Genomic DNA, 25,669 nt, shown 5'->3' with positions numbered 1-25,669 from the left:
CTTGGGCGACCGCGACGCCGTGCGGATCGTCCTACGGGTCAACGGCGAGGTGATGCAGGACTGGCCGCCGACGAGATGGTCCTTCACGGGTGCGGCTCCAGGACCTCGTCCCCGAGGATCTCCGGCCGGGAAACGGTGCCCACCATGGCGGCCGCTCCTTCTCTGCCGTCGACGTCGCCGACAGCTCCATCATCGGCCCCGGCCGTCAGCGCAACTGCTGCGTGAACGAGGACCTCCGGGGCCGGTGACCAGTGAAACGGAGTCGCCCCGAGCATGCCAGGCCCGGGCGGTGCCCTCTCCGCGCGCTCCAGCGCGACGCACTGCCCGGCATCTCGTCGCAGCGACCCCGGCGCCCCGCCGACCACCACCCACCCAGGAGGCACCCCGTGACCGACCAACCGCACGTCGAGACCCTGCAGCAGCGCATCGACCGCAGCGGGGGCCCGCTGGCGATGCTGCGGACCAATCCCGCCACGCACTACCCGTTCACCTACGCCCAGGAGTACACGAGCTGGCACAACGAGCAGTGGGCCTGGAAGAACGCTTGCGTCCTGTTCGACCAGTCCCACCACATGACCGAGGTGCACATCACTGGGCCCGACGTGAAGCGCTTGATCAGCGACACCGGCGTCAACAGCCCGGCGACCCTCGCCCGCGACCGCGCCAAGCAGTTCGTCGCCGTCGGGCCGGACGGCCGCTACATCGGCGACTGCATCCTGTTCGGCCTCGAGGAGGACCACCTGAGCTTGGTCGGTGTCCCCCAGGCGGCCAACTGGGTGCAGTTCCAAGCTCAACAGGGCGACTACGACGTCGAGTTCAGCGTGGACCCGGCGTCGGTCTACAACCCGCTGGGCCGCCGACAGCACTACCGATACCAGCTCAACGGCCCTCGCACCCAGGAGATCCTGGAACGCGCCGTCGGCGGCCCGATCGACCGCATTCCGTTCTTCCGCATGGGCTCCTTCGAGATCGCGGGGACCTCGGTTCGCGCCCTGAACCACACGATGGCGGGCGTGCCGGGCGAGGAGTACACCGGCCTGGAGCTCTTCGGCCCGGTGGAGCACGGCCCCCGCGTCCTGGAGACGCTGTTGTACGCCGGCGCGCAGAGCGGCCTGCGCCAGGGCGGGGCCGTGTCCTACCTGTCCTCGACGGTCGAGTCCGGGTGGATCCCCGCCGTCCCGTCCGCCGTCTACAGCTCCCCGGAGACGGCCGCCTACCGGCAGCACCTGCCCGGTTTCGGGATGGAGGGCATGATCACCATCGAGGGCAGTTACGTCTCGGACGACATCCAGGACTACTACTTCTACCCCTGGGAGCTGGGCTACGGCTCCATCGTCAAGCTCGACCACGACTTCATCGGCCGCACAGCCCTCGAGCAGGCGGCCCAGGGACCCAAGCGCCTCAAGCGCTGGCTGGAGTGGGACACCGACGACGTCATGGAGGTGGTCCGGGCCGGCTTCTTCGGAGACGGTCCCCGACCCAAGCTGCTCAGCCTGCCCAACCTGAACCCCGCCACGATCTACCTGGACAGCGTGATGCAGGGCGATCGCCTCGTGGGCCTGTCCACCTGGGGTGGCTACACCGTCAACGTCGGGCGCGTGGTGACCATCGCCATCCTCGACGAGTCCTTGACCGACGGCGACCGCGTCGAGGTCCTGTGGGGCGAGCCCGACGGCGGAGCCGGCCGGCCGCTCAGCGAACCCCACCACGTGCAGACCACCATCCGGGCCACGGTACGGACCCGGCCGCCGGCTCAGCACTGATGTGCCGGACCACTCGCCCCCCATCCGAGAGGCCGACCGTGAACCGACTCCACTCCCAGCACGACGTGATCGCGCGTGCTGACCTTGTCCGGGCCGTGAGGGGTCTCGGCTACGAGGTCATCCCGTTCGCCAAGACCGAGCAGGCCGTCCGCGACCACGTCCCGACCGACGTTCCGCTCACCGTGACCGCCTCACCGGCCAAGGGACAGGACGCGACCATCGACCTGGCGGTCGCGCTCGCGGGCCACGGTTATGCCGTGTCACCGCACCTGTCGGCCCAGCAAGTGAGGGACCACCAGCACCTGGCCGGTCTCGTCGGCAGGTGCCGCGACGCCGGTATCACCGGCGTGTTCGTGGTCGGAGGCGACCGTACCGCCACGACGACGGCGTTCGCCGACGCTCTGGCGCTGCTACGGGCGGTGCACGAACTGGACCACGGCTTCACCGACATCGGGATCGGCGGTCATCCCGAGGGCCATCCGGACGTATCGGAGCAGGTGCTGATGCAGGCGCTGGCGGACAAGGCGCCGCTCGCCACGCACATCACGACGCAGATCGTCTTCGATCCCCGAGCCATCCTGGCGTGGATCCACCGGGTCCGCGCCTACGACGTCAACCTGCCGGTCCACGTCGGCCTCCCCGGTGCCGTCCACCGGCAGAAGCTGTTGCGCGTCGCAGGCGGACTGGGCCTCGGGGAGTCGGCGAAGTTCCTGAAGAAGCAGCAGACCCTGCTCCGGCGCTTCTTCCTCCCCGGCGGCTATCGGCCGGACGCCTTGCTCTCGGGGCTCGCGCCCCATCTCGGGGAGGCCGACGACGCCGTCGCCGGGTTCCACGTCTTCACCTTCAACGATCTCGCGCCCACCGAAGCGTGGCGCCGGCGTCTTCTCTCGGACCTGACATGACCGACGCCGCGACCAGCACTGTGCCGGCGCGTACTCACCCTGCCCATCAAACCGGAGTCGCCATGTCCGCACCCACCACGTCCGCACGAACCGCGTCCGCGCCCACCACGTCCCAAGGGAGCACTTCGCGTGAGGGCGGGATCCCTGAGGACCGAGCCGACCACGGGCGTCTGCTGATCCAGTGCCCCGACCGGCCGGGCGTGGTCTCGGCAGTGAGCACGTTCCTGGCCGAGGCCGGTGCGAACATCACGAGCCTGGACCAGTTCTCGACGACTGCCGTCGGCGGCACCTTTTTCCAGCGCACCGGGTTCCACCTGCCCGGCCTGTCCGCAGCCCGGGACGGATTGGACCGTGCATTCGAAACCGGCGTCGCTCAGCGCTGGGGCATGACTCACCGCCTCACCGAGGCCGCCCGGCCCAAACGTGTGGCCATCATGGTGTCCAAGACCGACCACTGCGTGCTCGACCTGCTCTGGCGTCACCGTCGCGGCCAACTGGACATGAACGTGGTCATGGTCGTGTCCAACCACCCCGACCTCGCCGACGAGGTCCGGCCCTTCGGGGTGCCTTACATCCACGTCCCCGCCACCCGGGACAACCGCGCCGAGGCGGAGAGCCGCATCCTCGACCTGCTGCGCGGCAACGTCGACCTCGTCGTGCTGGCGCGGTACATGCAGATCATCACGCCCTCCTTCCTCGAAGCGGTCGGCTGTCCGCTGATCAACATCCACCACAGCTTCCTGCCCGCCTTCATCGGGGCCGGCCCGTACCAGAAGGCCAAGGACCGCGGCGTGAAGCTGGTCGGTGCGACCGCCCACTACGTCACCGCCGATCTGGACGAGGGCCCGATCATCGACCAGGACGTCGTCCGGGTCGACCACCGGCACACCACTGCCGACCTCGTACGCCTCGGCGCCGATGTCGAGCGCGCTGTTCTCTCGCGCGCCGTGCGCGCGCACCTGGAGGACCGGCTCGCCGTCCACGGCAACTCCACCATCGTCTTCTGAATCGTCTTCCAAGGGATTCTCGTGACCGCGCAGCTCATCGACGGCACCACCGTTGCTCGGCAGGTCCGTTCCGACGTCGCCTCCGGCGTCGCCGCACTCGTGGACGCTGGGGGGAACGCGCCCGGCCTGGCCACCGTCCTCATAGGCGACGACCCGGCGAGCGAGGTGTACGTCCGGAACAAGCGCCGCGCCTGCACCGCGGCCGGCATGACCGACCTGCACCGGCATCTTCCAGCCGAGACAACTCAGGATGACGCTGCCGCGCTCATCGACGAACTAGCGGCCGACCCGGCGGTCTCAGGGATCCTCCTGCAGCTGCCGACACCGGCCCACCTGGACGCCGCCGCCCTGCTCGCGCGCATCCCGGCGCACAAGGACGTCGACGGCCTGACCACCGTGAACGCCGGATTGCTCGCCCAGGGCAGCCCCGGCCTGCGACCTTGCACTCCCTCTGGGGTGATGGCCCTGCTCGACGCCCACCGGATTCCTCTCGAGGGGGCCGAAGCCGTCGTCGTCGGCCGCAGCACCTTGGTCGGGAAGCCGATGGGCCAGCTGCTGTTGGAGAGGAACGCGACCGTCACGATCTGCCACTCACGCACCCGCGGCCTGGCCGCCGTGTGCCGCCGCGCCGACGTCCTGGTCGTGGCGGCCGGCATCCCGGGTCTCATCGGCATCGACGCTGTCAAGCCCGGCGCCACCGTGATCGACGTCGGCATCCACCGCTCCACGGCGGGTCTGTGCGGGGACGTGGACACCGACGCCGTCGTCGGCACCGCGGCCTTCGTCACTCCCGTCCCCGGCGGCGTGGGCCCGATGACCATCGCCATGCTCCTGGCCAACACACTCATTGCCGCGCGAGCACAGCAGGCGGATCGGTGTGGCCATCCTGGGGTCAGCTCCCTGCGCGGCCGGCGAGCAGACGTCCTCGGCGACGGCGCCGGCACGACGCCGTGACGAGATGGCGCGACGGGACGGCCGCGGCCACGAGACGGGCCGTGGGGTCACCGCCGACGGCGCCACCGTCCTCGCCGGGTACGATCACCCGTACTTCGGCCGGTGGCCTGCCGCCACCACGCGCCAGGTCGACGCAGGTCGCCTCAGGAGCGGGCCCTCGTCCGGTTGCCCGCAGCACTGAGGGGCATCGCCGGCTCTGGGCGGTACGCGGCTGGGGACGAGCTGGAACTGCACCGCTGGGACGTGCGGGTGCTCGCCGAGGGCGCGGCCGTCACCCTGGGTGAGGTGACGGTGTCCCGGCACCCGACGGCCCGGTCCTCGCCTCCTCAGCCCAGCCGCGGGTCGACATGGACCTTGGGCCCGGCCCGGCGTCGGCCGGACGTTCACCGGCGAGCACGAAACCGGCCTGTTCCAGGCCTGCGGTCGCGGCGACGAGCGGCCTGGGGTCGACCGATCCGCCGGCATAGGCCCGGATGGTGTCGTCGAGGCCGGGGGAGGCCGACAGGATGCAGACCGCCGTCACGTCCTCGAGTGCCAGCGTGCGGGTGTCGATGCTGCTGGGTTCCCCGGCCAGTCCCACGTACACGACGCGGCCGGCTCGACCAAGTCCAGTGCCGGTCGGGTAGATGGGTGGCGTTCGACGCCTCGACGACAGCGTCGAACGGCAGGTCCGGAACGGATTCCTCCGTCCATACGTGTGCGAAGCCCAGCTCGCGGGCGAAGGCGAGCGAGCGTTGGGTGCGGCCCATCAGATGCACTTCCGTACCGGCGGCACGGAGGAACATCGCGACCAGCAGCCGATGGTTCCCGGGCCCAGGATCAGGGCGCGGTCTCCGGGTTGCCGGGCGGTGGCCCGGACGGCGCGCATGGCGTTACCGCCCGGGCCACCAGCGCGCCCAGTACGGCGTCGACGGAGTCAGGCATATGAGCAACGAGGAGGCTGGCACCGCGAGTTGCTCCGCGAGGGCACCTGCCCGCTCCCCTCGTATGCCGAGTTCCTGCCGCATCTCGCACACGTGCTGGTGGCCGCGTAGGCAGCGGCGGCAGGTGCGACAGCCGAGCATGGTGTCGCCCATGATCCGTCGGCCCACCCACGCGGGGTCGACCCCGGCGCCGACCGCCGCCACGCGACCGGTCCACTCGTGGCCCAGCCTTATCGGGAAGGCGGAGTGCCCTTGGTGGAGGTAGGCCATCTCGCCGGTGAAGAACTCCACGTCGGTGCCGCACACGCCGAGACGACTGGTTCGCCGGGGGGCGGCCACCGGTGCAGGGACCTGCTGCACCCCGTACTCCCCAGGGGCAGTCAGCACGAAGGCGCGCATGGGGCGGGTGCTCGCTGTGGCCCGAGCACGCGCTGACGCTGCGTGCCGAGATACTTGATACCCAGTTCCATCACGTCACCTGGCCGCAGCCACACCTACGGGGTCAAGCCCATACCGACGCCGGGTGGGGTGCCCGTGTTGATCAGGCCGCCGGGTTCCAGGACGAGGAACTGGCTCAGGTAGTGCACGATGAAGTACGGGTCGAAGATCATCGTTTTGGTGTTGCCGGTCTGACGGCGGACACCGTTGACGTCCAGCCACATGCCGAGCGCGAGGACGTCGTCGATCTCGTCGGTGGTGGCCAGCCAGGGTCCGGCAGGGTCGAAGGTGCCTTCCAGCTGTAACGCGGCGGACAGTGGGCCAAGGACGTATCCCTGCGCACGCTCGGGCGGCGGGCGTGAAGGCTGCACACCCCTTGGTCAGTCGCGAAGGACCTTCGGCGCCATGTAGGGACACCGCCCACCCTGTTGCCCGAGCGGTGCCCCGACAGGTCCCGGTCAGACGCGGCGGCGGGTGAAGCGCTGGTTGGGGTTGCCGCTGTAGGTGTACTGGGCGATGCGGGCGCCGTCGGCGGTCGAGTACTCCCAGACATCCATCGCCAGGCCGGACTCCCGGTTGACGAGGCTGATCACGCCACCACCGTGATCGACCACGCGCCACTGCTGGTTGGTGGCGCTGGTGTCGGCCTGCTGGACGATGTCCGCGCCGGTCGCGGTGCCCGTGGGTTGGAGGAACAGGCCACTGTGCAGTGCCTTGACGCGGACGTGGCCGTCGCCGGCGTCCACGAACTCGAATTGCTGGTTGGGGCGACTGGTGGTGGTCCGCTGGACGAGTAGTGCGCCGGCGGCGGTGGAGGCCCCGTTGATCTCGGCGGCCTTGCCGCTGTGCTGGGCCAGCAGGGTGTAGAGGCCCGGGCCGCCGGGGGAGTCGCCCAGCTGCGCTTCCCACCGGGTGTTCGACCCGGACGCGTCAGCCGGGAGGCGGTCCCGTGCGGCGGTGTCGCCGTACATGGTCCAGCGGGCCCAGTCGACGACGGTCCTCGGGAAGCGCTGGTCACTCCAGAAGCTGGTGTGGCTGCCGCCGACGAAGGTGAGGAACGCCTTGGGCCAGGTGATCTCCGAGTATGCCTGCCGGGCCGAGGAGTACTGCGTGGTCGAGTCCCGGTCGCCGTGGACGAACAGGACCTTGGCCGAGACCGAACGGGACGGGTTGCCCATGTCCACGCAGGACTGGGGGTTGGCGGACTTGATCCGGCTGTCGGGCCAGGAGGTCAGCAGACCGTGTGTGGCCATGCCGCCCAGGGAGTGGCCCGAGACGCCGACGCCGATGCCGGTGTTGATGTGCCCGGCCAGCGGTCCGCTCGCGTTGAGCGCGAGGGTGTTGGTGATGATCTGCGAGACGTCCTTGGAGGTGTTGCCGTTGTTGACGTCGCTGAAGTTGTGGTTGAAGTGCGGGGCGGGGACGATGAAGCCCGCCGAGGCCAGGGCCCGGATGATGAACAGGGAGTTCTGCGGGCTGCTCCCGTAGCCGTGGGTGAAGTTGTAGACGGGGAAGACACCGGCGGCGACCGGGGCGTCCGTCACCGGACTGCCGCCGGCCGTGCCGGTGGCCGGGTAGTAGACGTACGTGGTGCACGGGCGGCTGCCGCGGGTCCAGTTGTACCGGCGCACGCCGACCGCGAACGGCGTGGTCGGTGCGGTGTCCAGTGGCCCGGCGGTGGCCGGTGCCTGTCCTGCGCCGAGCAGGGACAGGCCCACGCCCGTCGCTCCGGCGGCGCTCATGCCGAGGAATGTCCGTCGTCGCATGGTCATGGATGACTCCTTGGGTGCGGGGATGGGTGGAGGGTCCGGCGTTCGGCCGGGCCCGTTGCCGTGCGCGTCCCGTCGGCGACAGAGGTCGACAGATCGACGGGTCGCGCGGCGCGACAGCGGGTCTCGGTGCTCCTGCCGCCGGCGAGGTGCGGCAGGAGCGGCATGCGGTTGGTCGGGTGCACCGGATGCCGGGGTGAGTGTGGCCGTTCCGGTCGAACACGGCCTGGTTCCCCCAGGTGCTGCCGCGGTTGTCGCTGTCGGCCACCGAGTGAGCGAAGCACTGCTGTGAAGCGGTGATGACGCGCCGGTGCCGTCGTGGTCTCGGTGGTGCGACGTCGGTGAAGCAGGCTATGAGGTGGTCACGTCGTGTTCGCCGTGGCTGGGCATGACGTCGATGACCGCCGTGACCGGTCCTGTGCCGGTCGTCCCGGTGACTGTCACCTCACCCGGCCTGTCCGTCGCGCCAGGTGGCAACGGCTGCCAGCGGACTGGGACAGCGGTGATCTTGTTGTTGGCTGTGGTGAGCATGCGGATGGAGGAGGGCAGCTTTGGGGCGGCGTTCACCATCGTGCTGGTGTAGATGGTGTCCTGGAGGATGTGCTTGGCGCGGCTGGCGTTGAAGACGTTGATGGACGCGTGCGGCTCCCACGTGTTCGCGAGTCCGGGCACGGCCCGGAACATCGGCTGGTAGCCGGCCGGTTCCCACACAAGTGCCCCTGAACCTCGGTTGTCGACCACGTCGTTGGCGGCCTCGAACACCCTCCGGATCGCGTCCGCCTGCCCCTGAACGGTTCGCGGGTACGGCGAGTTGGGCAACGGCGATCCGTCGCCGCCCGAAGCGGGGTAGGCGGTTTCGGCGATGTCGATTTCGTAGCCGGGGTAGGCGGTGGCCATGGTGTTCAGGTTGAGATCCAGCGCCTCGGGCGTACCGTGCCATTCCGGGTAGTACGAGATGGCCAGCACATCGGGGTTCTGGCCCTTTGCCTTCACCCGGGTGAGGAACTGGTGCCAGAACTCCATGGTTTTGGCGAGCTTGTCCTTGTCGACGATCACGTGTATCTCGACCTTGGACGTCGGTGACGCGTCGCGGACGGCCTTGATCCCGGCCGCAGCCAGGGTGGTGAACCGGTCCCACGACTGGTCGTAGAGCTGCCGCTCCACCGGGTCGGTCGACCGCCAGTACTTCCACAGCAGGCCCCCGCCGGGCTTGGACTGGTAGATGTCGGCCTGGTCGACGAAATACGGCGGATTCGTCGTGCCGATGTCTGCCGCCTCACTGCCGTACATGAAGCCATTGATGATCTCGTTGCCGACCGCCACCTTCTCCGGCGTGGTGCCCTGCCGGATCAACCGCTTCAGATAGTCGGCGGTGAAGTCGTACACGGCATGGGACAGGTCAGCGAACTCCAACTCGGCCCAGGCGCGTGGTTTTGGTTGCTTGCTCGGGTCTGCCCACGAGTCCGCGTAGTGGAAGTCGATCCCCAGGCCCATGCCCCGCTGCTTGATCCGCTTGGCTGAGACCAGTGAGCGCTCCGGGCCCTGGCGCGGTATCGGCGTCGGTTGGCCGGTGCTCTCGCTGCGCGGCTCGTTGAATATCCGCAGCCGGCTGTACTCGATGCCACGGTCCTTGGCCACGTCGAGCAGGTGTGGCCCGGCGCCGCGGTCTTCGACCAGGGGGTCGACCCAGTACTGCTGGTCCTGGACGTCGTCCATCCAGGACAGATCGGCGCCGAGGGTGAGGTCGTCGCGGAGGTAGTTGAAGACCTGGAGCTCGCTGACACCAGCCCGGGCACGGCCCGGCCCACCGGTGAAGGTCAGCCGGACGAAGCGCGTTGCCGGCCGGGTGAACAGGTGCACCTCCCCCCGCGAAACGGCTCGGTGGTGGGATCTGTCGGCGATGGTCTTCCACCGGCGACCGTCGGATGAAGCCTCGACGACGTACCGGTGGGCCACGCCACGGTCCGGGAAGAGCACCTTGACCTTGCGAAGGTTGTCGTAGGTTCCACCGAGGTCGACGGTGAGCCACTGCCGGGCGCCGGCACTACCGGGTTGCCAGGACGTCGTCGGGTCGCCGTCGATGGCCAGACGGGCGCTGGACGAGCCGGAGGCGGCCATCGCCGAGGCCCAGGGCTTGGCAGCGATATTGCTCTCGATCGGCTTGATGTCCGCGGTTCCGAAGGTCGCGTGGGCCGGCTGGGGCACCATGAGTAGGTTCGCGGACACCATGGTGGCCAACGTCGCCGTGACCGCGATGGCGCGGGGCAGACGCGTTCTGCTCATGTCCTTCTCCTGACGATGTCACGTACGGGCGGCATGGGCTGTTCCCTACGCTCTGCCGGTCGCAGAGACCGGCAGAGCGCGGGATGTCAGTCAGCCGACATCGAGGTAGTCGACGTTGGGCAGTCCGGCTGCCGTGGTCGGATCCAGCCGGATGGTGTTGCTGCCGGCGTTCAGCGGGACCGTCACGGTCTTGGTCGTCCACGTCGTCCACGCACCGGTGGACTCGAACGAGAGCGCCCCTGCCGTGGCTCCGTTGACGACAAGGTTCGCGGGCCTCGCACCGGTGGTGGCGCCATTGGCGAACCGGATCCCCAGCGTCGCCGTACGGGCGGTCTCGGAGTTCACGGTGAACTCCGCGACGGCCCCCACAGCGGGGTCGCCGTTGCAGAACCCGCTGCCGGAATAGCCGGCTTGATTCGAGTCGATCGTGCCCCGGCACTGCGCCGGAGCGGACTCCGCCTCGTAACGCCCCGGAGGCGCTGGTGTGCCGGCAGAGGTCTTGACGAGTGAGAGCTGGTCGACGGTGACGCCGCCCGAACCCGACGCCCGCACGGTGACGGTGGCGGCCCCGCCGGGCAGCTCGATGCCGGTGAGCTCGCGCTTGGCCCAGCCGCTCGACGACGGGATGCCGAGGGTGCGTTGGCTGCCGTTGGCGCCGGTGATCACGACCTGTCCGGCGCTGCCCCGAGCGTGCAGGGACAGGGTGTAGGTGCCTGCGGGCACCGACTCGACCCGCTGCTCGACGCCGCCGCTGTTGCTCACCTGGAGGGCGAAGCGAGACCCGTTCACACCACCGTTGACGTTGGTCACCGAACCGCCGAGGTTCCGCCATCCCCGTACGCCGGAGACGATGACGCGGTCGGCCTGGATGTCGGGGTTGAGGATGTAGTTGTTCGCCGGCCCGACGCGCCACTCCCCGGTCGTGGCGTTGAACTGCCACTGGCTCACCGAGTGGAACTGCGGCCGTGCGCCGGTCTTGGTGATCGGCACCCACTGGTTGTACCCGATGCCGTTCCAGGCGAAGTCGGCCCAGCGGTCGCCGGCGTAGAGCACCGTGTTCTGCTTGGTGCCCTTGACCGTCACGAAGAACCCGGTCTGGGTCACGTGGCTGTAGTCCATCTCGGTGCCGGCAAGGACGTACTCGCTGCTGTAGGAGCCCTGGACATTGCTGCTGGTCGACTCATTGACGTAGTTGACAGAGGTGTTCCAGCCGTGCAGGTCCGACGCCGCGTGGTAGTACCTGCCGTCGAGCTTGAACATCGCGTTGCCCTCGCGACCGGCGCCGCTGCGGATCTGCACGGCTGGCTCGATCCGCAGCGAGTCGGACTCCCGGAACTTGGCCACGAAGCCGCGCGACCGTCCTTCGCGGTTGGAGAAGATCAGGTAGTCCTTGCCGTCCTCGTCGGTGAAGACGGTCTGGTCCCCGGTGCCGGTCGTCGGCGAGTTGGTGATCTGGGTCTGGAAGTAGCCGTAGTCGAAGGTGTCGGTGGGTGAGTCACCCTGCAGCAGCAGGACACCGTGCCCGCCTCCGACGTAGGCCTGGGTGGCGAGCACGTACTTGCCGGTGTTCTCGTTGTACGAGACCCCGAGCCGCCCGACCCACCCTGCCTGACCGAGGGTGGCCCCGTTGTTGATCTTGGTCGAGCGCGTCGCGACGTTGTTCTCGAACTTCCAGTTCACCAGGTCCTTGGAGGAGTACACGGGGACCGAGACGAAGCTGACGTTGCCGTCGTACTTCTTCGTCGGATTGGCCCGGTAGAGCTCGGCGCCGCTGTAGTGCACGCCGTACCAGTAGTAGGTGTCACCGAACTTGAAGACCCCGCCGCCCTGCGAGTAGATGGGGTTGCCGCTGGTGTCGTTCCAGAAGGTGTTGTTCGTGATGGTCTGGAACGTGCCCTCGTCGGCGGCCTTCAGATCGGCGGCGGCGCTCATCAGGGCTGTCTTCGCGTCGGCTACGTCCGATGTGGTGGCCGACGTGTCGCCGGCGACCTCGGCCGCGGCGGTCAACGCCTTGGCGAAGGGCTTCCAGGAGTCAGCCGTGTACTTGGTCGGAGTGCGCGTCTGGTAGTCGGACAGCAGGTATTCGAGGCCGCGATCCACCACCGGTCCAGCGGCGGCCCTCTGGTCTTGGAGCTTCGTTGCCTGTGTCTGCGTTGCAGGTGTCTCCGCCGCGGCGGTGCTCGCCGAGAGCGGCGCCGCCAACGCCACGGACAACACGGTGGCGGCGGCCAACTTCCAGTTGGCGGCTGACTTCCAGTACTTGGAGACGACACGCGGTCTTTGCCTCAAGAGGTCACCTTCCGTCATTCTCAAAGGCGCCGAGATCCGGCGCACTTCCGCTGAAGGGCAGTCCCACGTCGACGCCCTTGTCGATCAGGGCACTGTTCGCCGCGAGACGGAGGTGGGGCAGCACGGGCAGGTTCCCGTCCGGCTGGCGGGGCGCGTCCCAGCCGGACATCGACACACTGCGGAACTGGGAGTCCGACAGGGGGACGCCGAGGTTCCAGGAGTTGTACGCGGCGTTCGTGCCGCTCATGTTCGACGTCGCCGTTCCGGTGTAGGCGATGTTGTTGCGCAGGGTGCCCCGGCCGACGGCGGCGCCGCGCGAGTCGATTCCCAGCATGTTGAAGTTGGGGTGGTTTCCGTAGCCGGTGTTGTTGAAGAAGTCGTTGGCCACCGGGTGGTGGTTGGCGTAGAAGCCGGCCGCCTTGTTGAGGAACGCCACCGAGGAGCGGACGGTGTGCTTCGGCGCGTTGGCCTCGTAGTCGCCCCCGTAGCCGCCGGACTTGAAGCCGGCTCCGTTGCCCGAGGGCGTCGTCGTCCCCGGCACGTACCCGTTGCGCCAGGCCCACGAGTTCTCGATGATCACTGGCGAGTAGGTGGAGATGAGGTCGAACCCGTCATCGGCGTTCCACCACGATCGGCAACTCCGGAACACGTTCGCGGGGCGGCCGGCCGGCGTGTAGTGCGAACCGAACCCGTCGGCGTTCTCGCCGGGCCCGTCGTTGCTGCGCGGGTCGTAGTTGTCATGCGCGTCCGAGTTGAGGACGAGGTTGCCGCCCCCACCGCTGATGAACAGGCCGGTACCCATGTGGTGGTGGGTGTTGATCTGCTCGAAGACGTCGTTGCTGCCGGAAACCCAGATCCCCCAGGACTCGGCGTTGCGGTTGTTGTTCTGGGGAACGCCTTTGACTTCCAGTCCTTTGAGGTGGATCCAGCTGCCGGTGACGTCAAAGCCCTTGATGCGGCAGTCGTCTGTCATCCGAGAGAAGTCGAAAACCGGTTTCTCGCCCGGCTGGGCCCAGTACCGGATCGGGCTGCCGGAGCTGCCGCTCTTGTTGAGGGTGATCGCGTCGACCTTGGCGGTCTGGCTCGAACACGCGCTGTTCGCGCGGGTGTAGGCGTAGGTGCCGCCCCGGAAGTAGACCGTGTCGCCCGCCTTGGCGACGGCCTGTGCACGGGCGATCGATGCCCACGGAGCGGCCTGCGTACCTGCCGCGCTGTCGTTCCCGCTCGGGGCGACGTAGTAGGTGTTTCCGGCCGCCGCGGCGCTCGCGGACGCCGAACCGGGGGTCATGGCGACGGAACTCGCCGCGACCACCGAGAGCAGGAGGGCAGGGGTGCCGAACTTCGCGGTTCTCACAGCGTCATCTCCCCAGTCAGGTGATTTCCCGTGCGGCAGTAGGGCTCGTGCCTGCCTGAAGAACTCAGCGCAGGTGCGAAAGCTGCTTTTAGAAGGGGGAGACCGCCGTGTACATCCGCCAGTAGCGGCGCCGGCGGGCAGTGGCGTGGACCCGTCCGGTGGTGGCTTGGCGGCCCTCCCGCGCCGCTCGACGGTCTTCCCGCATGGCGCATCGGCGAGGCCCATTCAGATCGCCCCTTGCGGGTGAGTTCACGCTCGATGGCGTTCTGGGCGTCCCTCCATGCCGTGTCGACGTTCTTGCCGGACTCCACGTCGGCGAGCTCGGCGGCGACGCGGGGTCCATCACCCGGTCGTACGGGCTCTGGTGAACGGTCCTGGCCTGCCGCGCCGCCGGTCCGAACACCTCGATGGTGCGCTGTCCCGCCGTAGAAGGGCCGGGACTCACGCATCTCCGGCCTCATGAAGGATTGCGAGGAGGCAGGGAACACGTCGCACGCCGCGGCCCGGTCGGAGCCGAGCCACGTCCACACGCCACCGTCACGTAGGGACGACTGCGTCCCCGGTTCGCGCCCAACGCCGCGTGCTACGTGAGATATGCGGCGAGCGGGAGGTTCTGGCGGCGCACGTCACCAGCGACGAGCCCTGCGATCCGCTGGGCGCCGTAGGTGTCGAAGTGGGTGTGGTCGTTGCAGAAGAAGGTGCCCAGGGGACCGCTGCCTCCGTAGTCGCCGTTGTTCGGGCAGAAGCGCAGGCTGTTGTAGAGCGAGACACTGAGCGTCTGCAGGTCGATGACGGGCGCCCTGGTGGCGGTGCCGGCGGCGAAGGTCTCGCCCACGAAGCCGCGGTTCTTGGTCGCTGTGCCGCCGGAGCAGGTGATGGCGGCGACCGGGGTGAGCAGTACCGGGTGTGCGCCCCGGGCCAGGGCGGCCTGCGCCATCATGGTCATCAGCTGTTGGTACCGGGCCGGGCCGACGTGCCGGGGGCAGGTCGAGGAGGAGTCGTTGATGCCGAACTGGATGAACAGGTAGTCACCGGCCTTCATTTCGGTGGTCGAGTTCAGCATCGCCTGCCAGCGGGACGAGTACGTGTTGGACGTGAGGCGGCACTCACCGTCCGAGCCCTTGGTGCTGCTCACGTTCCCCTCATACAGCCAGGTCTGGATGCTGCGGCCTCCCACGGCCTGGTTCTTGACGGTCACGTCGCTGTTGAACAGGGCGTCGAACTGGCTGCCCCAGCCGACCGGACAACGGCCGGAGCTCGGGTTGGCCATGGTGGAGTCGCCGGCCAGCCACACGGTGACCGGCGCGGCGACCGCCCGTGTGGCCGAGGTCTGGGTGCCGGAGGCACTGGTGCAGTCCGTGGCGACGCGGTCCGCCGCGGATGCGGCGCTGACACCGAGGCTCGACAAGGCGATCACGAGCGCGGTCGTGATGAGAATCCGTAAGTTCCTCAACGGGTCCCTCCTTGGGACGGGCGCCGCCGCGCGTCGGTCAGCGCAGGTACGCGGCCAGGGGCAGGTGCTGCTCGCGGATGCTCTGGAGCACCAGTCCGCTCATCTGGCTCGCGCCGTACTGCGAGAAGTGGGTGTTGTCCGTGACACCGTCGACGGATGAGCGCAGGAAGAGCTGTGCGGAGGCGGACGGGCCGAGGGACTCGACCAGCGTCTTGCTCTTGGTGGTCAGGTCGATCACCGGCACGTTCTGCGCCGTGCCGACCGAGCGCATCTCGGCGGGCAGGTTCACTCCGAGGCCGTTGACGTGCAGTGCTGTGGGCGTGAGACGGCTGCCGTTGAACTGCCGGCGGACCGGCGGGGTCATCAGAACGGGGACGCCGCCCTTCGCACGGACCTGCGTGATCATGGAGGTGAGGTTGCTCCGGAAGGCCGACGCGCTGGTCTGCTTGTCGTTGTGGCCGAACTGGATGAAGACCGCGTCGTTTGCCTTGACCTTCGGCAGCAGCGCCGGGAAGAGCGCCGAGTTCCTCAGGAAGCTGCCGGAACTCTCCCCCGAGTCGGCGTAGTTGGCGACGGACGCTCCGGGACCCACCGCCGGCGTGATCATCTGGCCCCAACCCGTGTACGGGGCCACGGGCTGGTCGCATACGGTCGAGTCACCGGCCAGGTAGGCGACCAGCGGCTGGGGCGCCGGTTTCACGGAGACGGCCGACACCTGCGGGTTGGTCCCGGCGAACCGGATGTCCAGACCGGGGTTTCCGGTGCCTCCCTGGCCGGTCGGCTGTCCTTCCGGCTGTCGCACGTTGACCGTGAAGGAGTACGTGGCGGCGGCACCGGCCGCCGTCGTGGTCGCCGGAAGTATCAGGCGCCGGGCCTCCACCCACATGTCGGTCTCGGCGCCGGTGGCACCACCGATGGAGACTGTCACGTCGTAGTTGCCGGGTGAGACCGCGTAGTGACACTTGATCGGCGAGGTGCCTGAACAGCCGGCAGGCAGCGCCCGGGTGGCGGCATCGGCATGTGCCGTGCCGGTGCCGACCAGCGTCGCAAGGGTCAGCAGACCCACCACTCCCAGCCTGACTCCATGCCCTTCGAGACGCGACGTCATGCCCATTACAATCACCAATCCCCATCCTTGACCGGAGAGTTGCCCGGGTTGCGGTCCATGGCCCGTCGCTCAGGCCTGGGTGAAGCCGTTCATGATGGTGGTGGGCCGCTTGGTGGAGGAGTCCCAGGCGCCCATGTTGTAGCCGGTGAACGGCGACATGCACTCCGGCTCCCAGTAGAAGATCCCCTGCCCGCCGTTGGCCTTGAGCGCCTTGATGTAGGCGACCAGCGAGGCCTGGGTGGAGGAGGCGCGGTCCACCCGGCCACCGAACTCGCTCTGCAGGAACGGCTTGCCGTAGGCGGCGGAGATCTTCTTCATGTTCGCCACGATGCCGGGGACGAGGTCGGCACTGCCGTAGGAGGAGAACACCGACATGTCCCACTTGCCGCCGCTCGCCGCGAAGCGGCTGAAGAACGTCGTCATCACGTCGTACTTCTGCGGCTGGGCCAGGTGGATGCACACCGTCGAGGCCGGCGACACCGCCTTGACCTGGTCGTAGGCGGCGTTGAGCAGTCCGGTCATCTGCGCGCCGTTGGAGACGCTGCCGACGGGGCGGCAGATCCCGCTGTTGATCTCGTTGCCGATCTGGACCCAGGTGGGCAGCACGTCGTTGCTCTTCATGACCGTCATCGTCTGCTTCACGTACGTACTCATCGCGGAGCGCACCTGGCTGTAGCTCATGTTCCGCCAGGCGGCGGGCGGGTTCTGCACGCCGACGGAGTTCCAGGTGTCGCCGAACATGTAGTCGAGCATGATCGACATCCCGGCGGCCTTGACCCGCTTGGCGAAGGCGGCGACCTCGTTGATGCTGCAGTGCCCGTCGGTCGCGCTGCTGGACGGGTTGACGAACGTGCGCAGGCGTACGGCGGTGATGCCGTACCCCTTGAGGATCGTCAGCAGGTCCTGGGTCTGCCCGCTCGCGTTCTTCCAGGAGTAGCCGCGCGCCTCCATCTGCGGTGCCCAGCTGATGTCGACGCCCTTGACGAAACCCGCGGCGGCTGCGGCAGGCGTCTCGAGTTCGGCGAACGCGGCTGCCGTGGCGATCGCCCCGGCGGTGGCGGTGGTGGCCTTGAGCAGGGTTCGCCGGCTGATACGCCCGGCAACTGGTGTGGGGGGTTGCGGGGACATGGTCGGTCCTTTCGTTCCGTCGGCCGTGGGGTGAGGCGTCGCGGTCGGCGGAGAGCGGGTCAGTGAGAGAAACGTCCAGGAACGAGGGGCGGGTCATGTGGGGGCAACTGACGCTCAGTTCAAGGAGTTGGTGCAGCCGCGTGCGATCCAGCCGATGCTGCCTCCCTCGGTGTGGCGACAACTAAGGCAGGAGTGCTTGCGAGTGGCACGGGTCGAAGAGTGCGGTCTTGGCACGCCAAGGCCGCTCCTTCAGGTCGGAACTGTGAGCGATCACAGAGGTGTTGCGACGTAAGTGCGCAATCGCATCACAACGAACCGGAGGTGCATCACGCAGCTTCTCGATCGGGCACCAAGCTGTCAACCATTGTTCCCCGATCCATGGAAGAAGCAGTGCGATCCTGTGGGGCGGATGCTCGCCGCGCCTTGGCCGTGAGTTGTCTGAAACGGCGGGAGTCAGCCCAGTTCAAGTGCCCTTTGTGTGGAATGCGGCGACGGAGACGAGGCTGCACACGGGACATCTCGTCGGCTCGCACTCGAACATGCTCGAACAGAAAAGGCCAACAGGATGCTTGACGGGCTATCGGTGAGTTCCTACCCTCGCAGCGAATGGGAGCGTTCCCACATTGTGGTCAGATCGCCGTCGCCGCGATCTTCACATCACCCCCCACATCGGAGGTCATCGTGACCGACCCGTACCGTCATCCGCACACCGCATCGCCCCCATGGCGAATCCAACGCCGGTCGAGCAAGCGGGTGTTCGGCGGATTGACGGCCGCCACCGCCCTGGCCCTCTCCACACTCACCGGTCTGCCGCAGACCGCGCACGCCGCGACCGCGCGGCAGGTGGAACGCCTCGACCGGGGCCTGACCAGCGTCCACACCGGCAGCGGGAACCTGGTCTCGTGGCGGTGGCTGGCCACTGACCCGAACGACGTGGCCTTCAACGTCTACCGTGGCGGCACGAGACTCAACTCCTCGCCCCTGACCACCTCGACGAACTACTTGGACGCCGGCGCCCCGGACTCAGCCGACTACACGGTGCGCGCGGTGGTGAACGGCATCGAGCAGGCGCCGTCCGAACACGCGCTTCAGTTCCGCACCGGGTACAAGGACGTGCCGATCTCCCCGCCGCCCGGCGGCACCTCCCCGGGCAACTCGCCGTACGCCTACGAGGCCAACGACGCCTCCGTCGGCGACCTCGACGGCGACGGCGCCATGGACCTCGTGCTGAAGTGGCAGCCGACGAACGCCAAGGACAACTCCCAGTCCGGCTACACCGGCAACACGATCGTCGACGGCATCAAGCTCGACGGCACCCGGCTGTGGCGTATCGACATGGGCCGCAACATCCGCTCCGGCGCGCACTACACCCAGTTCCAGGTGTACGACTACGACGGCGACGGCAAGGCCGAGGTCGCCATGAAGACCGCCGACGGCACGAAGGACGGAACCGGCGCGGTCATAGGCAGTTCCTCGTCCGATCACCGCAATTCCTCGGGTTACGTGCTGTCCGGCCCCGAGTACCTGACGATGTTCAACGGGCAGACGGGCAAGGCGATGCAGTCCGTCGACTACGTCCCAGCCCGAGGCACGGTGTCGTCCTGGGGGGACTCCTACGGCAACCGAGTGGACCGGTTCCTGGCGGGCACGGCCTATCTGGACGGTTCCCGACCCTCGGTGATCATGGCTCGTGGCTACTACACCCGCGCGGTGATCGCGGCCTGGGACTGGCGGAACGGACAGTTCACCCGCCGGTGGACCTTCGACTCCAACGCCAACAGCGGCTACGCCGGCCAGGGCAACCACCAACTGTCGGTCGCGGACGTGGACGGAGACGGCAAGGACGAGGTCGTCTACGGCGCGATGGCCGTCGACGACAACGGCAACGGCCTGTGGACGACGCGGAACGGCCACGGGGACGCCATGCACGTGGGCGACCTCGACCCGTCCCGGCCGGGTCTGGAGGAGTTCAAGGTCGACGAGGACAGCTCCAAGCCGTCCTCCTGGATGGCGGACGCGAGGACCGGCCAGATCCTCTGGTCCACTCCGGCCGCCGGTGACAACGGCCGGGGTGTGTCCGGTGACATCTGGTCCGGCAGCGCGGGCGCCGAGTCGTGGTCGTCGCTCGTGAGTGGCGTCCGCAACCCCAAGGGCGCGGTGGTCGCCAGCCGTAAGCCCGGGTCCAGCAACTTCCTGGCGTGGTGGGACGGCGACACCACGCGCGAACTCCTCGACGGCACCCACATCGACAAGTACGGCACCTCCGGCGACACCCGCCTGCTCACCGGCTCCGGGGTCCACTCCAACAACGGCACCAAGTCGACGCCGTCCTTGTCCGGCGACATCCTCGGCGACTGGCGCGAGGAGGTCATCTGGCCGACGTCCAACAACACGGCCCTACGGATCTACGCCACGCCGTACCAGACCAGTACGCGGATCACGACCCTCCTCCACGACACCCAGTACCGCACGGCCCTGGCCTGGCAGAACACCGCCTACAACCAGCCCCCGCACCCCAGCTTCTTCATCGGCAGCAACATGGGCACTCCGCCACGCCCCACGGTCGCCCTCCCGAACCGCCTCTGAGCTGGATGGCCGACTTCCCTGATGCTTGAGCGGTTTCAAACATCAGGGAAGCGACGTTCGTTGAACGAGTGAAACCGGGCCGGGTACCCGAGCACCGGAATCATGTCCGGCGTCGGCGGCGTCGACGAGGCCTCGTGCGCGCGGTCGAGCAGACCGTCCGCGGGAAATGAGGCCGGCCCCCATGCATCGCTTCTCCTGCACCAGGACCGACCGCCGCCACGCGGCAGGCGGCGCGCAGTTGGACGAGATCGACACCGTGCGGCAAGCTCCCCCCGGCCGAACTGCGCGCCCACCGAGTTCTGTACCCGTTGCCGAGTCTGCGCTCCTGCTGTGCGTCAGGCGGAAGGGCCCTGGCCGGTCACAGGGACACCGGCGCCGCTCATGATGCCGTTGATGATGCCCTGCTGGGTCACCGTGAGGGAGCGCCGGTCGAACAGCCCGAACCCGTACCGTCCGGTCGCACCGTTGTCCCAGTAGACGCTTGCGGCCCCGTACTTCTTGGCAGTGGCCGCGACGGCCCGGGCGAAGTCCGCGCGATACCTGTTGTTCGATGAATCGAACGATGACTTGTCGATGGCACCGTACTCGCCCACCACCACCGGATATCCCTTCGTGACGAACACGTCGTGCATCGTCTTGAGCTGGGCGTCCAGATAGTCCTCCTGTCCCCAGGTCGACTTCCTCGACGGATTGGTCGCTGCTCGTCCCCACTGCGTTATGGTGCCGCTTTCCTCTCCGGCGAAGTCCCACGGACTGTAGTGATGAACGGAGATCATGATCCGCCGCTCACTGGCGGGAATGGAGGGGGAGCGATACTGGTCGGACGGAAGCTGGAAGCCGTAATTCCCCGCAGTGTAGTCGATGTTCGTGTTCCAGCCGGCCACGAGCAGCCACCTTGAACTGTTGTTTCCGCCCGTTTTCCGTACGGTGTCCACGAAGATCTGGTTGTAGCTGTTGATGTTGGAGTAGCACGGTTGGGTCGGACGGCCGTACTGCCCGTCGAACTCCTCGTTCATGGACTCCATGATCAGGCGCTGGTCGTAGTTCTTGAACCTGTTCGCGATCTGCTGCCAGGCTTTCTCGTACTTGGCCTTGATCGTCGTTTGGGAGGACGAATCGCAGATCAGCCAGGAGCCGCTCACGTTCTTGTAGCCGTCACCGTGCATGTTGATCAGCACATGCAGGCCCCTGTTGTAGGCGTAGTTGACGACTTCCTGGATTCTGTTCAGCCAGGAGGCGTTGATCGTGTAGTTCGGGCCGGGTCCTATGTATCCCAGGTAGGAGACAGGGATCCGGATCGTCTTGAACCCTGCCGCCCGCACCTTGTCGATGAGGGCCTGCGTCACGGCCGGCTGGCCCCATGCCGTTTCGCTGGGATATCCGTTGGTGGTGGCTTCGAGTTGGTTCCCCAGATTCCATCCCGCGCCCATGTCGGCAACGATCTGTGAAGCGCTCGACTGTGCCACGGTATCGGCCGACGCCTGATGCGCCGTGCCGTACACAGATGCGGCAACCGCCAACAGGACGGCAAGGAGAATGACTCTGATCTTCCCTGCTAGTGAAGCCATGGGCTTTCCTCCCTTGCGGTCTTGAGGGTGTTGAACCCTCAAGTGGACCTTTCTGCCCGAGCGCGAGCGGCCGGAGCCGCCCGGCTGTTCGGGGGTGTCATTTCTGGGGCGCGGGCCTGCGAACGTACACAGCCAGTGGGCGCTGCGGCTGACTCGCAGGAGTCCCGGAAAGTGGTCGGAGCAGCGAAGCGCTCGTGCTGTGACGAGGGCCGGGCTGCCCCGACTGGTGCGCGTCCGTGGACGGTCACGCATCCTGGACGGCCAGGCCCGGGTGCGCCGCGGTCACGGCCACTGCGCGCGTCCGGAGCCGCACGTAGCTGCTCCTCAGCTCAGGGCGGATTCCCAGGTGGTGGTGCTGGAGGTGGCGTCGTTGCGAAGGCGGCCGCGGGCCGCGGTGTCGCCGTACAGACTCCACCGCATCCAGTCCACGAAGGTGTTGACGGTGCGGGAGTCGCCGAAGTAGTTGCTGTGGCCTGCGCCGCGGAAAGTGAGGAACGCCTTGGCGGCGGGCAGTTCCCGGTACGCCTGACGGGCGGAGGAGATCGGGCACGTTCCGTCCCGGTCGCCGTGCGTGAACAGCACCTTGGCGCGGACCGACGGGCTCGGGTTGCCCATGTCCACACACGACATGGGGATCGCGGCGGTGATCCGCGCGTCCGGCCAGGCCGTGAGTAGGCCGTGGGTGGTCATGCCGCCCATCGAGTGGCCGGAGACGCCGACTCCGACCGCTGTGTTGATGTGGCCGGCCAGCGGGTCCCCGGCGGTGTTGAGGGCGAGGGTCCGTGTGATGACCTCGGAGACGTCCTTGGACTGGTTGCCGTTGTAGACGTCCTGCCCGCTCAGGTTGGCGAAGTGGGGGGCGGGGACGATGAAGCCGGCCTCCGCCAGGGGGCGGATGATCGCCAGAGAATTCTGTGGGCTGCTGCTGAAGCCGTGCATGAACTCGCAGACCGGGAAGACGCCTTGGGCGACGGGCGCGTTGGTGACCGGGGCGCCACCGGGGGCGCCGGTGGCGGGGTAGTAGACGTAGGTGGTCCACCGGCGGCTGCCGCGGCTCCAGGCATACGGGCGCACGCCGACCGCGAACCGCTGGGTCGGAGCTCCCGCCCGTGCGGTGGCACCCGCTCGTCCCGTGCCGAGCAGGGACAAGCCCACGCCCGCGGCTCCGGCCGCGCTCAGGGTCAGGAAACTACGCCGTTGCATGGTCATGAAGACTCCTGGTGTGGGGGGTTCGCAACGCTGCTCGGTCAGGTGCCGGGAGGAGGCATCGGCGATGCCGGGGCGGTCGTACTGACCGAGCTGGTGGGGGTCGTAGCCGTGGGAGTGGTCAGGTGGGCGTATCGCGCCGGTGGAGGATGTTCCGGTCCTGCCCATGACAGCGACCGTGGTGGTGATCGATGTGGCGTTGCCTTGCGGGCAGAGACAGGGCGAGCCGGTGAACACCTGCCGACCTCCGCGGAAGCGTGGCAGAGAGTGCCTCTCCTTCCACTGGTCCTGTGCTGCGCCTCTGGGAGCGTTCCCACATCAGGTTGCAACAGTCAGAGTCCCGATCGGGCGCTGGTCTGTCAATCATTGGCGCCCAACTCTGTTGTCTTCGACGCGCATTCGACAGATCGAGGCGCGGGTGGCGCGGGTGCGTCTCCGCACACCGCCCGGTCACGCTGGCGACGGTCCGCCGTCAGCCGTGGCCGATACCCGCACTCATGCCGGCGATCGTATGGGCCTTGATGTCGAGGTGCGGTCCCTCCGCGAATCGGGTCACCACGGCGCGGACATGGTCCTGGGCGGGCTGGAGCAGCCCGTCGTACACCGCGACGCAGACTTCCCGCGCCCGTGACCGGGGCCAGTCGGATGGCAGCAGCCCGATGGGGAGCAACGGGTCCAGGATGGGGAAGTGCCGGTAGGCGTTCATGACTTCGGTGCGGGCGCGCACCGCGTCGGCTCCGGTGACGCCGTCGGCGCTGATGTGCGGGAGCAAGCCGCTCCAACGACTGACGAAGGCCTGGTAATGCTCGGCGATGCCGGTCAGGTCCCATGCCTCGACCGGGCTGCGGTCGACCTCCGTGTCCAGTTCCTCCTGCCGCGCGCGGAACACGGTCACCGCTCCCCGCGCCAGGTCGGCCACCTCGACCCGCCCCTTGGGGGTCAGAGGGTGCGGCGACACCCAGAGCGCGTCGTACAGCGGCGCGAATCCGCGCCAACGCAGCGCGGTGCGCAGCGCCCGCCGCCGCGTGCTCTCCTGTTCCGGGACGGAGAAGGCGATCAGTGTCCACCGTCCGTCCCATGAGTCGGGTTGGGTGGTGAACGTGGCGATCGAACTGGCGCCGCTCCACAGGTCGCCGGCGGCCTGAGACGTCAGCCGGTAGGAGCTGTGCCGCCCTTGCCGGCTGCCCTCCAGCACCCCACGGCGCATCAGCCTGCTGATCGTCGTACGGGCGGCGCCGGAGGTCACGTGGAACTCGCCGAGCAGCGCCACGATCGCCGCAGACGGCAACCAGGACCGGACGGGGAACGTGTAGTCGGCGATCAAGGTCACCGCGAGGCCCTGTGGCGAGACAGTGCTCTGCCAGCCGGGCGACCGCACGGGGCCGGCGGCGCCGTCACCCTCGTCGGAGAAGAGCTCCTCAAGGTGGGACAGGTTGGGCAAGATCGGCTCCGACGCGGTGGACAGGGGCGGCACCACTTTAACGGTTGGGAGATCACCGGGTGGAGCTCCACCGGGATCGGCCCACCCGGCGGGACCTCCGCGCACCGGTGAAGGCGCCCGGACAGTGGCCGGTGCGCTACACCGGCGTACTCGGAGGGGGTGGCGGCGAACCGTCATCCTGGCCCGATGATGACCTGGCGGCGCAGGAAGGGGTTCATGGCGCTCATGGCAAGCACTGTCCGGCCGTGCTGGTTGATCACCTCAATGCCGGTGGCGGGCTCGGCACCCCTGCCTCCCGCTGCGCCTCGCGCTCCCGCGCCGCCCACGTACTGCCCTGGACGTCGCGCTCCGGGCTGCGTACCGGCCGGTCCCGGTCGTCCATCAGGAGGCGACCAGGACTGCTTTTCGCAGGTCGCGGCTGGGAGTCCGTCCGGAGGGCGGAGGCGACGGGGCGCTACGGCCTCAGCGAAGCCGGCAATGGATGGGAAGGGTTTGGTATCGCATGGTTGGCGGGCGCAGCCGTCACCGCCGGGTGAGGGCGGACGGCGCCCCGGCGGACTGGTCACCCTCGTCGCTCAGGCTCAGGGTGTCTCGGCCGGTCATCGTGACGACGTAGACATTGCCGTTGGGGCAGGCCACTTCGCCCGACGGGTCGGTGGGTTGGCTGGTGACAGCCTTCAGGACCATTGAGGCCTTGCGTACCTCCCGCAAGGGTCTCGGTGCATCCCAGCTCAAGGCTGGTGTTCACTTCGATCACGTTGCTGACCTGCTTGCCCGCCAATTCACCCCGTTGTGCCGGGTGGAGAGTCAGAGCGAAGGTGAACCGGTTGGTTCGGCGCTGATTATCATCGTCAGGGGTGGGATTGCCCGGCCCGGTGCCGACCCATACACCTGCCCAGGCCGCGGGAAGCGATGTGGCCGCGGGTGACGGCGAAGGCGTTCCGCGGACGCGTCATCGCCGGAGAAACGCTGCACCACGAACGTGCCTGCCGTGGCCATCAAGGCCGCCGTGGTCCCGACGACCACCCGGCCGGTACGGCTTGACACCCACCGTCGCACAGCGTCGGAAGGCGGAAGGACGGCGGTCCCCGCGTCGGCCGCAGCCGGGCCGTGTTCGGGCTCACGTGGCACAGCCGGCACGGATGGCGATCGCACTGTCGTGGAGATCAACGCGTGCGCCTCCTTCTCCCGCACGGCGAGATCTTTTTCCAGCGCCTCGGGCAGCAACTGCGGCCAAGTACCGCACCGACCGCCCAGGCGTTCCAACGGAACGCTGACAGTGCCGGGCGTGGGCCGTTGCTCGGGGTCCTTGGCCAGACAGGACCGCAAGAACGGGATCAGGGCCGTCGGAACGCCGTCGAGGTTCGGCTCCTGATGCACGATGCGGTAGAGCTGCACGGCGGGCGAGAACTCTTCGGGACTGGCCTCTTGCTGCGCTCGCTTGCAGTGGCTACAGGCAGGGATTGGCCGACAGCCATCAACAGGTACGAGAACTCA

Annotated in this window: 18 protein-coding genes and 1 pseudogene; 6 read left to right on the top strand and 13 right to left on the bottom strand. The window is 68.2% G+C overall.

Annotated features, from left to right (window positions below; all coding sequences use genetic code 11):
• The first annotated feature begins 89 nt into the window (after positions 1-89).
• The 5 genes from QA861_RS28990 (at position 90) to folD (ending at position 4,626) form a co-directional block, all read left to right on the top strand.
• On the top strand, positions 90-248 hold the full coding sequence (locus QA861_RS28990) for a hypothetical protein (RefSeq protein WP_334591628.1): 159 nt from the start codon (positions 90-92) through the stop codon (positions 246-248).
• 138 nt (positions 249-386) lie between these two features.
• Entirely contained in the window at positions 387-1,763 is a 1,377-nt protein-coding gene (locus tag QA861_RS28985; RefSeq protein WP_334591627.1) for an aminomethyl transferase family protein, read from the top strand.
• A 38-nt stretch (positions 1,764-1,801) separates the two neighbouring features.
• Positions 1,802-2,665, top strand: coding sequence for a methylenetetrahydrofolate reductase (locus QA861_RS28980; RefSeq protein ID WP_334591626.1), 864 nt, complete (start codon positions 1,802-1,804; stop codon positions 2,663-2,665).
• Positions 2,666-2,727: 62 nt separating this feature from the next.
• Complete coding sequence (gene purU, locus QA861_RS28975; protein ID WP_334591625.1) at positions 2,728-3,672, top strand: formyltetrahydrofolate deformylase; 945 nt, start codon at positions 2,728-2,730, stop codon at positions 3,670-3,672.
• Positions 3,673-3,693: 21 nt separating this feature from the next.
• Positions 3,694-4,626, top strand: coding sequence for a bifunctional methylenetetrahydrofolate dehydrogenase/methenyltetrahydrofolate cyclohydrolase FolD (gene folD, locus QA861_RS28970; RefSeq protein WP_334591624.1), 933 nt, complete (start codon positions 3,694-3,696; stop codon positions 4,624-4,626).
• Between the two features lie 326 nt (positions 4,627-4,952).
• Here the strand turns inward: folD and QA861_RS28965 are convergent.
• The 9 genes and pseudogenes from QA861_RS28965 to QA861_RS28920 all read right to left on the bottom strand — a co-directional run bounded on the left by QA861_RS28965 (position 4,953) and on the right by QA861_RS28920 (position 17,371).
• Positions 4,953-5,948 (bottom strand): annotated as a pseudogene (locus QA861_RS28965) (zinc-dependent alcohol dehydrogenase).
• Positions 5,949-6,043: 95 nt separating this feature from the next.
• Complete coding sequence (locus QA861_RS28960; protein WP_334591623.1) at positions 6,044-6,358, bottom strand: fumarylacetoacetate hydrolase family protein; 315 nt, start codon at positions 6,356-6,358, stop codon at positions 6,044-6,046.
• An 87-nt stretch (positions 6,359-6,445) separates the two neighbouring features.
• The gene (locus QA861_RS28955; protein ID WP_334591622.1) at positions 6,446-7,759 is read right to left on the bottom strand and encodes an RICIN domain-containing protein; all 1,314 of its coding nucleotides are present in this window, start codon (positions 7,757-7,759) and stop codon (positions 6,446-6,448) included.
• Positions 7,760-8,107: 348 nt separating this feature from the next.
• Complete coding sequence (locus QA861_RS28950) at positions 8,108-10,039, bottom strand: glycosyl hydrolase 53 family protein (protein WP_334591621.1); 1,932 nt, start codon at positions 10,037-10,039, stop codon at positions 8,108-8,110.
• Positions 10,040-10,129: 90 nt separating this feature from the next.
• Positions 10,130-12,346: a family 43 glycosylhydrolase gene (locus tag QA861_RS47180; RefSeq protein ID WP_443041597.1), complete on the bottom strand. Its 2,217-nt coding sequence runs from the start codon at positions 12,344-12,346 to the stop codon at positions 10,130-10,132.
• Positions 12,333-13,682 carry a right-handed parallel beta-helix repeat-containing protein gene (locus tag QA861_RS28935; protein WP_334591620.1) on the bottom strand — a complete coding sequence of 450 codons (1,350 nt, stop codon included), beginning with the start codon at positions 13,680-13,682 and terminating at the stop codon, positions 12,333-12,335. The genes QA861_RS47180 and QA861_RS28935 overlap by 14 nt, the downstream gene beginning before the upstream one ends.
• Before the next feature lie 583 nt (positions 13,683-14,265).
• Positions 14,266-15,135, bottom strand: coding sequence for an SGNH/GDSL hydrolase family protein (locus tag QA861_RS28930; protein ID WP_334591618.1), 870 nt, complete (start codon positions 15,133-15,135; stop codon positions 14,266-14,268).
• Positions 15,136-15,172: 37 nt separating this feature from the next.
• Positions 15,173-16,243 carry a rhamnogalacturonan acetylesterase gene (locus QA861_RS28925; protein ID WP_334591616.1) on the bottom strand — a complete coding sequence of 357 codons (1,071 nt, stop codon included), beginning with the start codon at positions 16,241-16,243 and terminating at the stop codon, positions 15,173-15,175.
• A gap of 69 nt (positions 16,244-16,312) precedes the next feature.
• Positions 16,313-17,371, bottom strand: coding sequence for a glycosyl hydrolase 53 family protein (locus QA861_RS28920; RefSeq protein WP_334591614.1), 1,059 nt, complete (start codon positions 17,369-17,371; stop codon positions 16,313-16,315).
• A gap of 681 nt (positions 17,372-18,052) precedes the next feature.
• Here QA861_RS28920 and QA861_RS28915 point away from each other — a divergent pair.
• Positions 18,053-19,957 (top strand): rhamnogalacturonan lyase, encoded by a 1,905-nt coding sequence (locus QA861_RS28915; RefSeq protein WP_443041596.1) that lies wholly within the window; start codon positions 18,053-18,055, stop codon positions 19,955-19,957.
• A gap of 335 nt (positions 19,958-20,292) precedes the next feature.
• Here the strand turns inward: QA861_RS28915 and QA861_RS28910 are convergent, their stop codons facing one another.
• From QA861_RS28910 to QA861_RS28895, 4 genes are all read right to left on the bottom strand, one after another.
• The gene (locus QA861_RS28910; protein WP_334591612.1) at positions 20,293-21,525 is read right to left on the bottom strand and encodes a glycoside hydrolase family 5 protein; all 1,233 of its coding nucleotides are present in this window, start codon (positions 21,523-21,525) and stop codon (positions 20,293-20,295) included.
• Between the two features lie 324 nt (positions 21,526-21,849).
• Complete coding sequence (locus QA861_RS28905; RefSeq protein ID WP_334591611.1) at positions 21,850-22,899, bottom strand: alpha/beta hydrolase family protein; 1,050 nt, start codon at positions 22,897-22,899, stop codon at positions 21,850-21,852.
• A 304-nt stretch (positions 22,900-23,203) separates the two neighbouring features.
• On the bottom strand, positions 23,204-24,172 hold the full coding sequence (locus QA861_RS28900) for a PaaX family transcriptional regulator (RefSeq protein ID WP_334591610.1): 969 nt from the start codon (positions 24,170-24,172) through the stop codon (positions 23,204-23,206).
• A gap of 522 nt (positions 24,173-24,694) precedes the next feature.
• Positions 24,695-24,859, bottom strand: coding sequence for a hypothetical protein (locus QA861_RS28895; RefSeq protein WP_334591608.1), 165 nt, complete (start codon positions 24,857-24,859; stop codon positions 24,695-24,697).
• Between the last annotated feature and the right edge of the window lie 810 nt (positions 24,860-25,669).

This window comes from Streptomyces sp. B21-083 (genome assembly GCF_036898825.1).
GTDB lineage: Bacteria > Actinomycetota > Actinomycetes > Streptomycetales > Streptomycetaceae > Streptomyces.
Note: the sequence above shows the minus strand (reverse complement) of the source record. Positions and strands in the feature narration are given on the sequence as shown.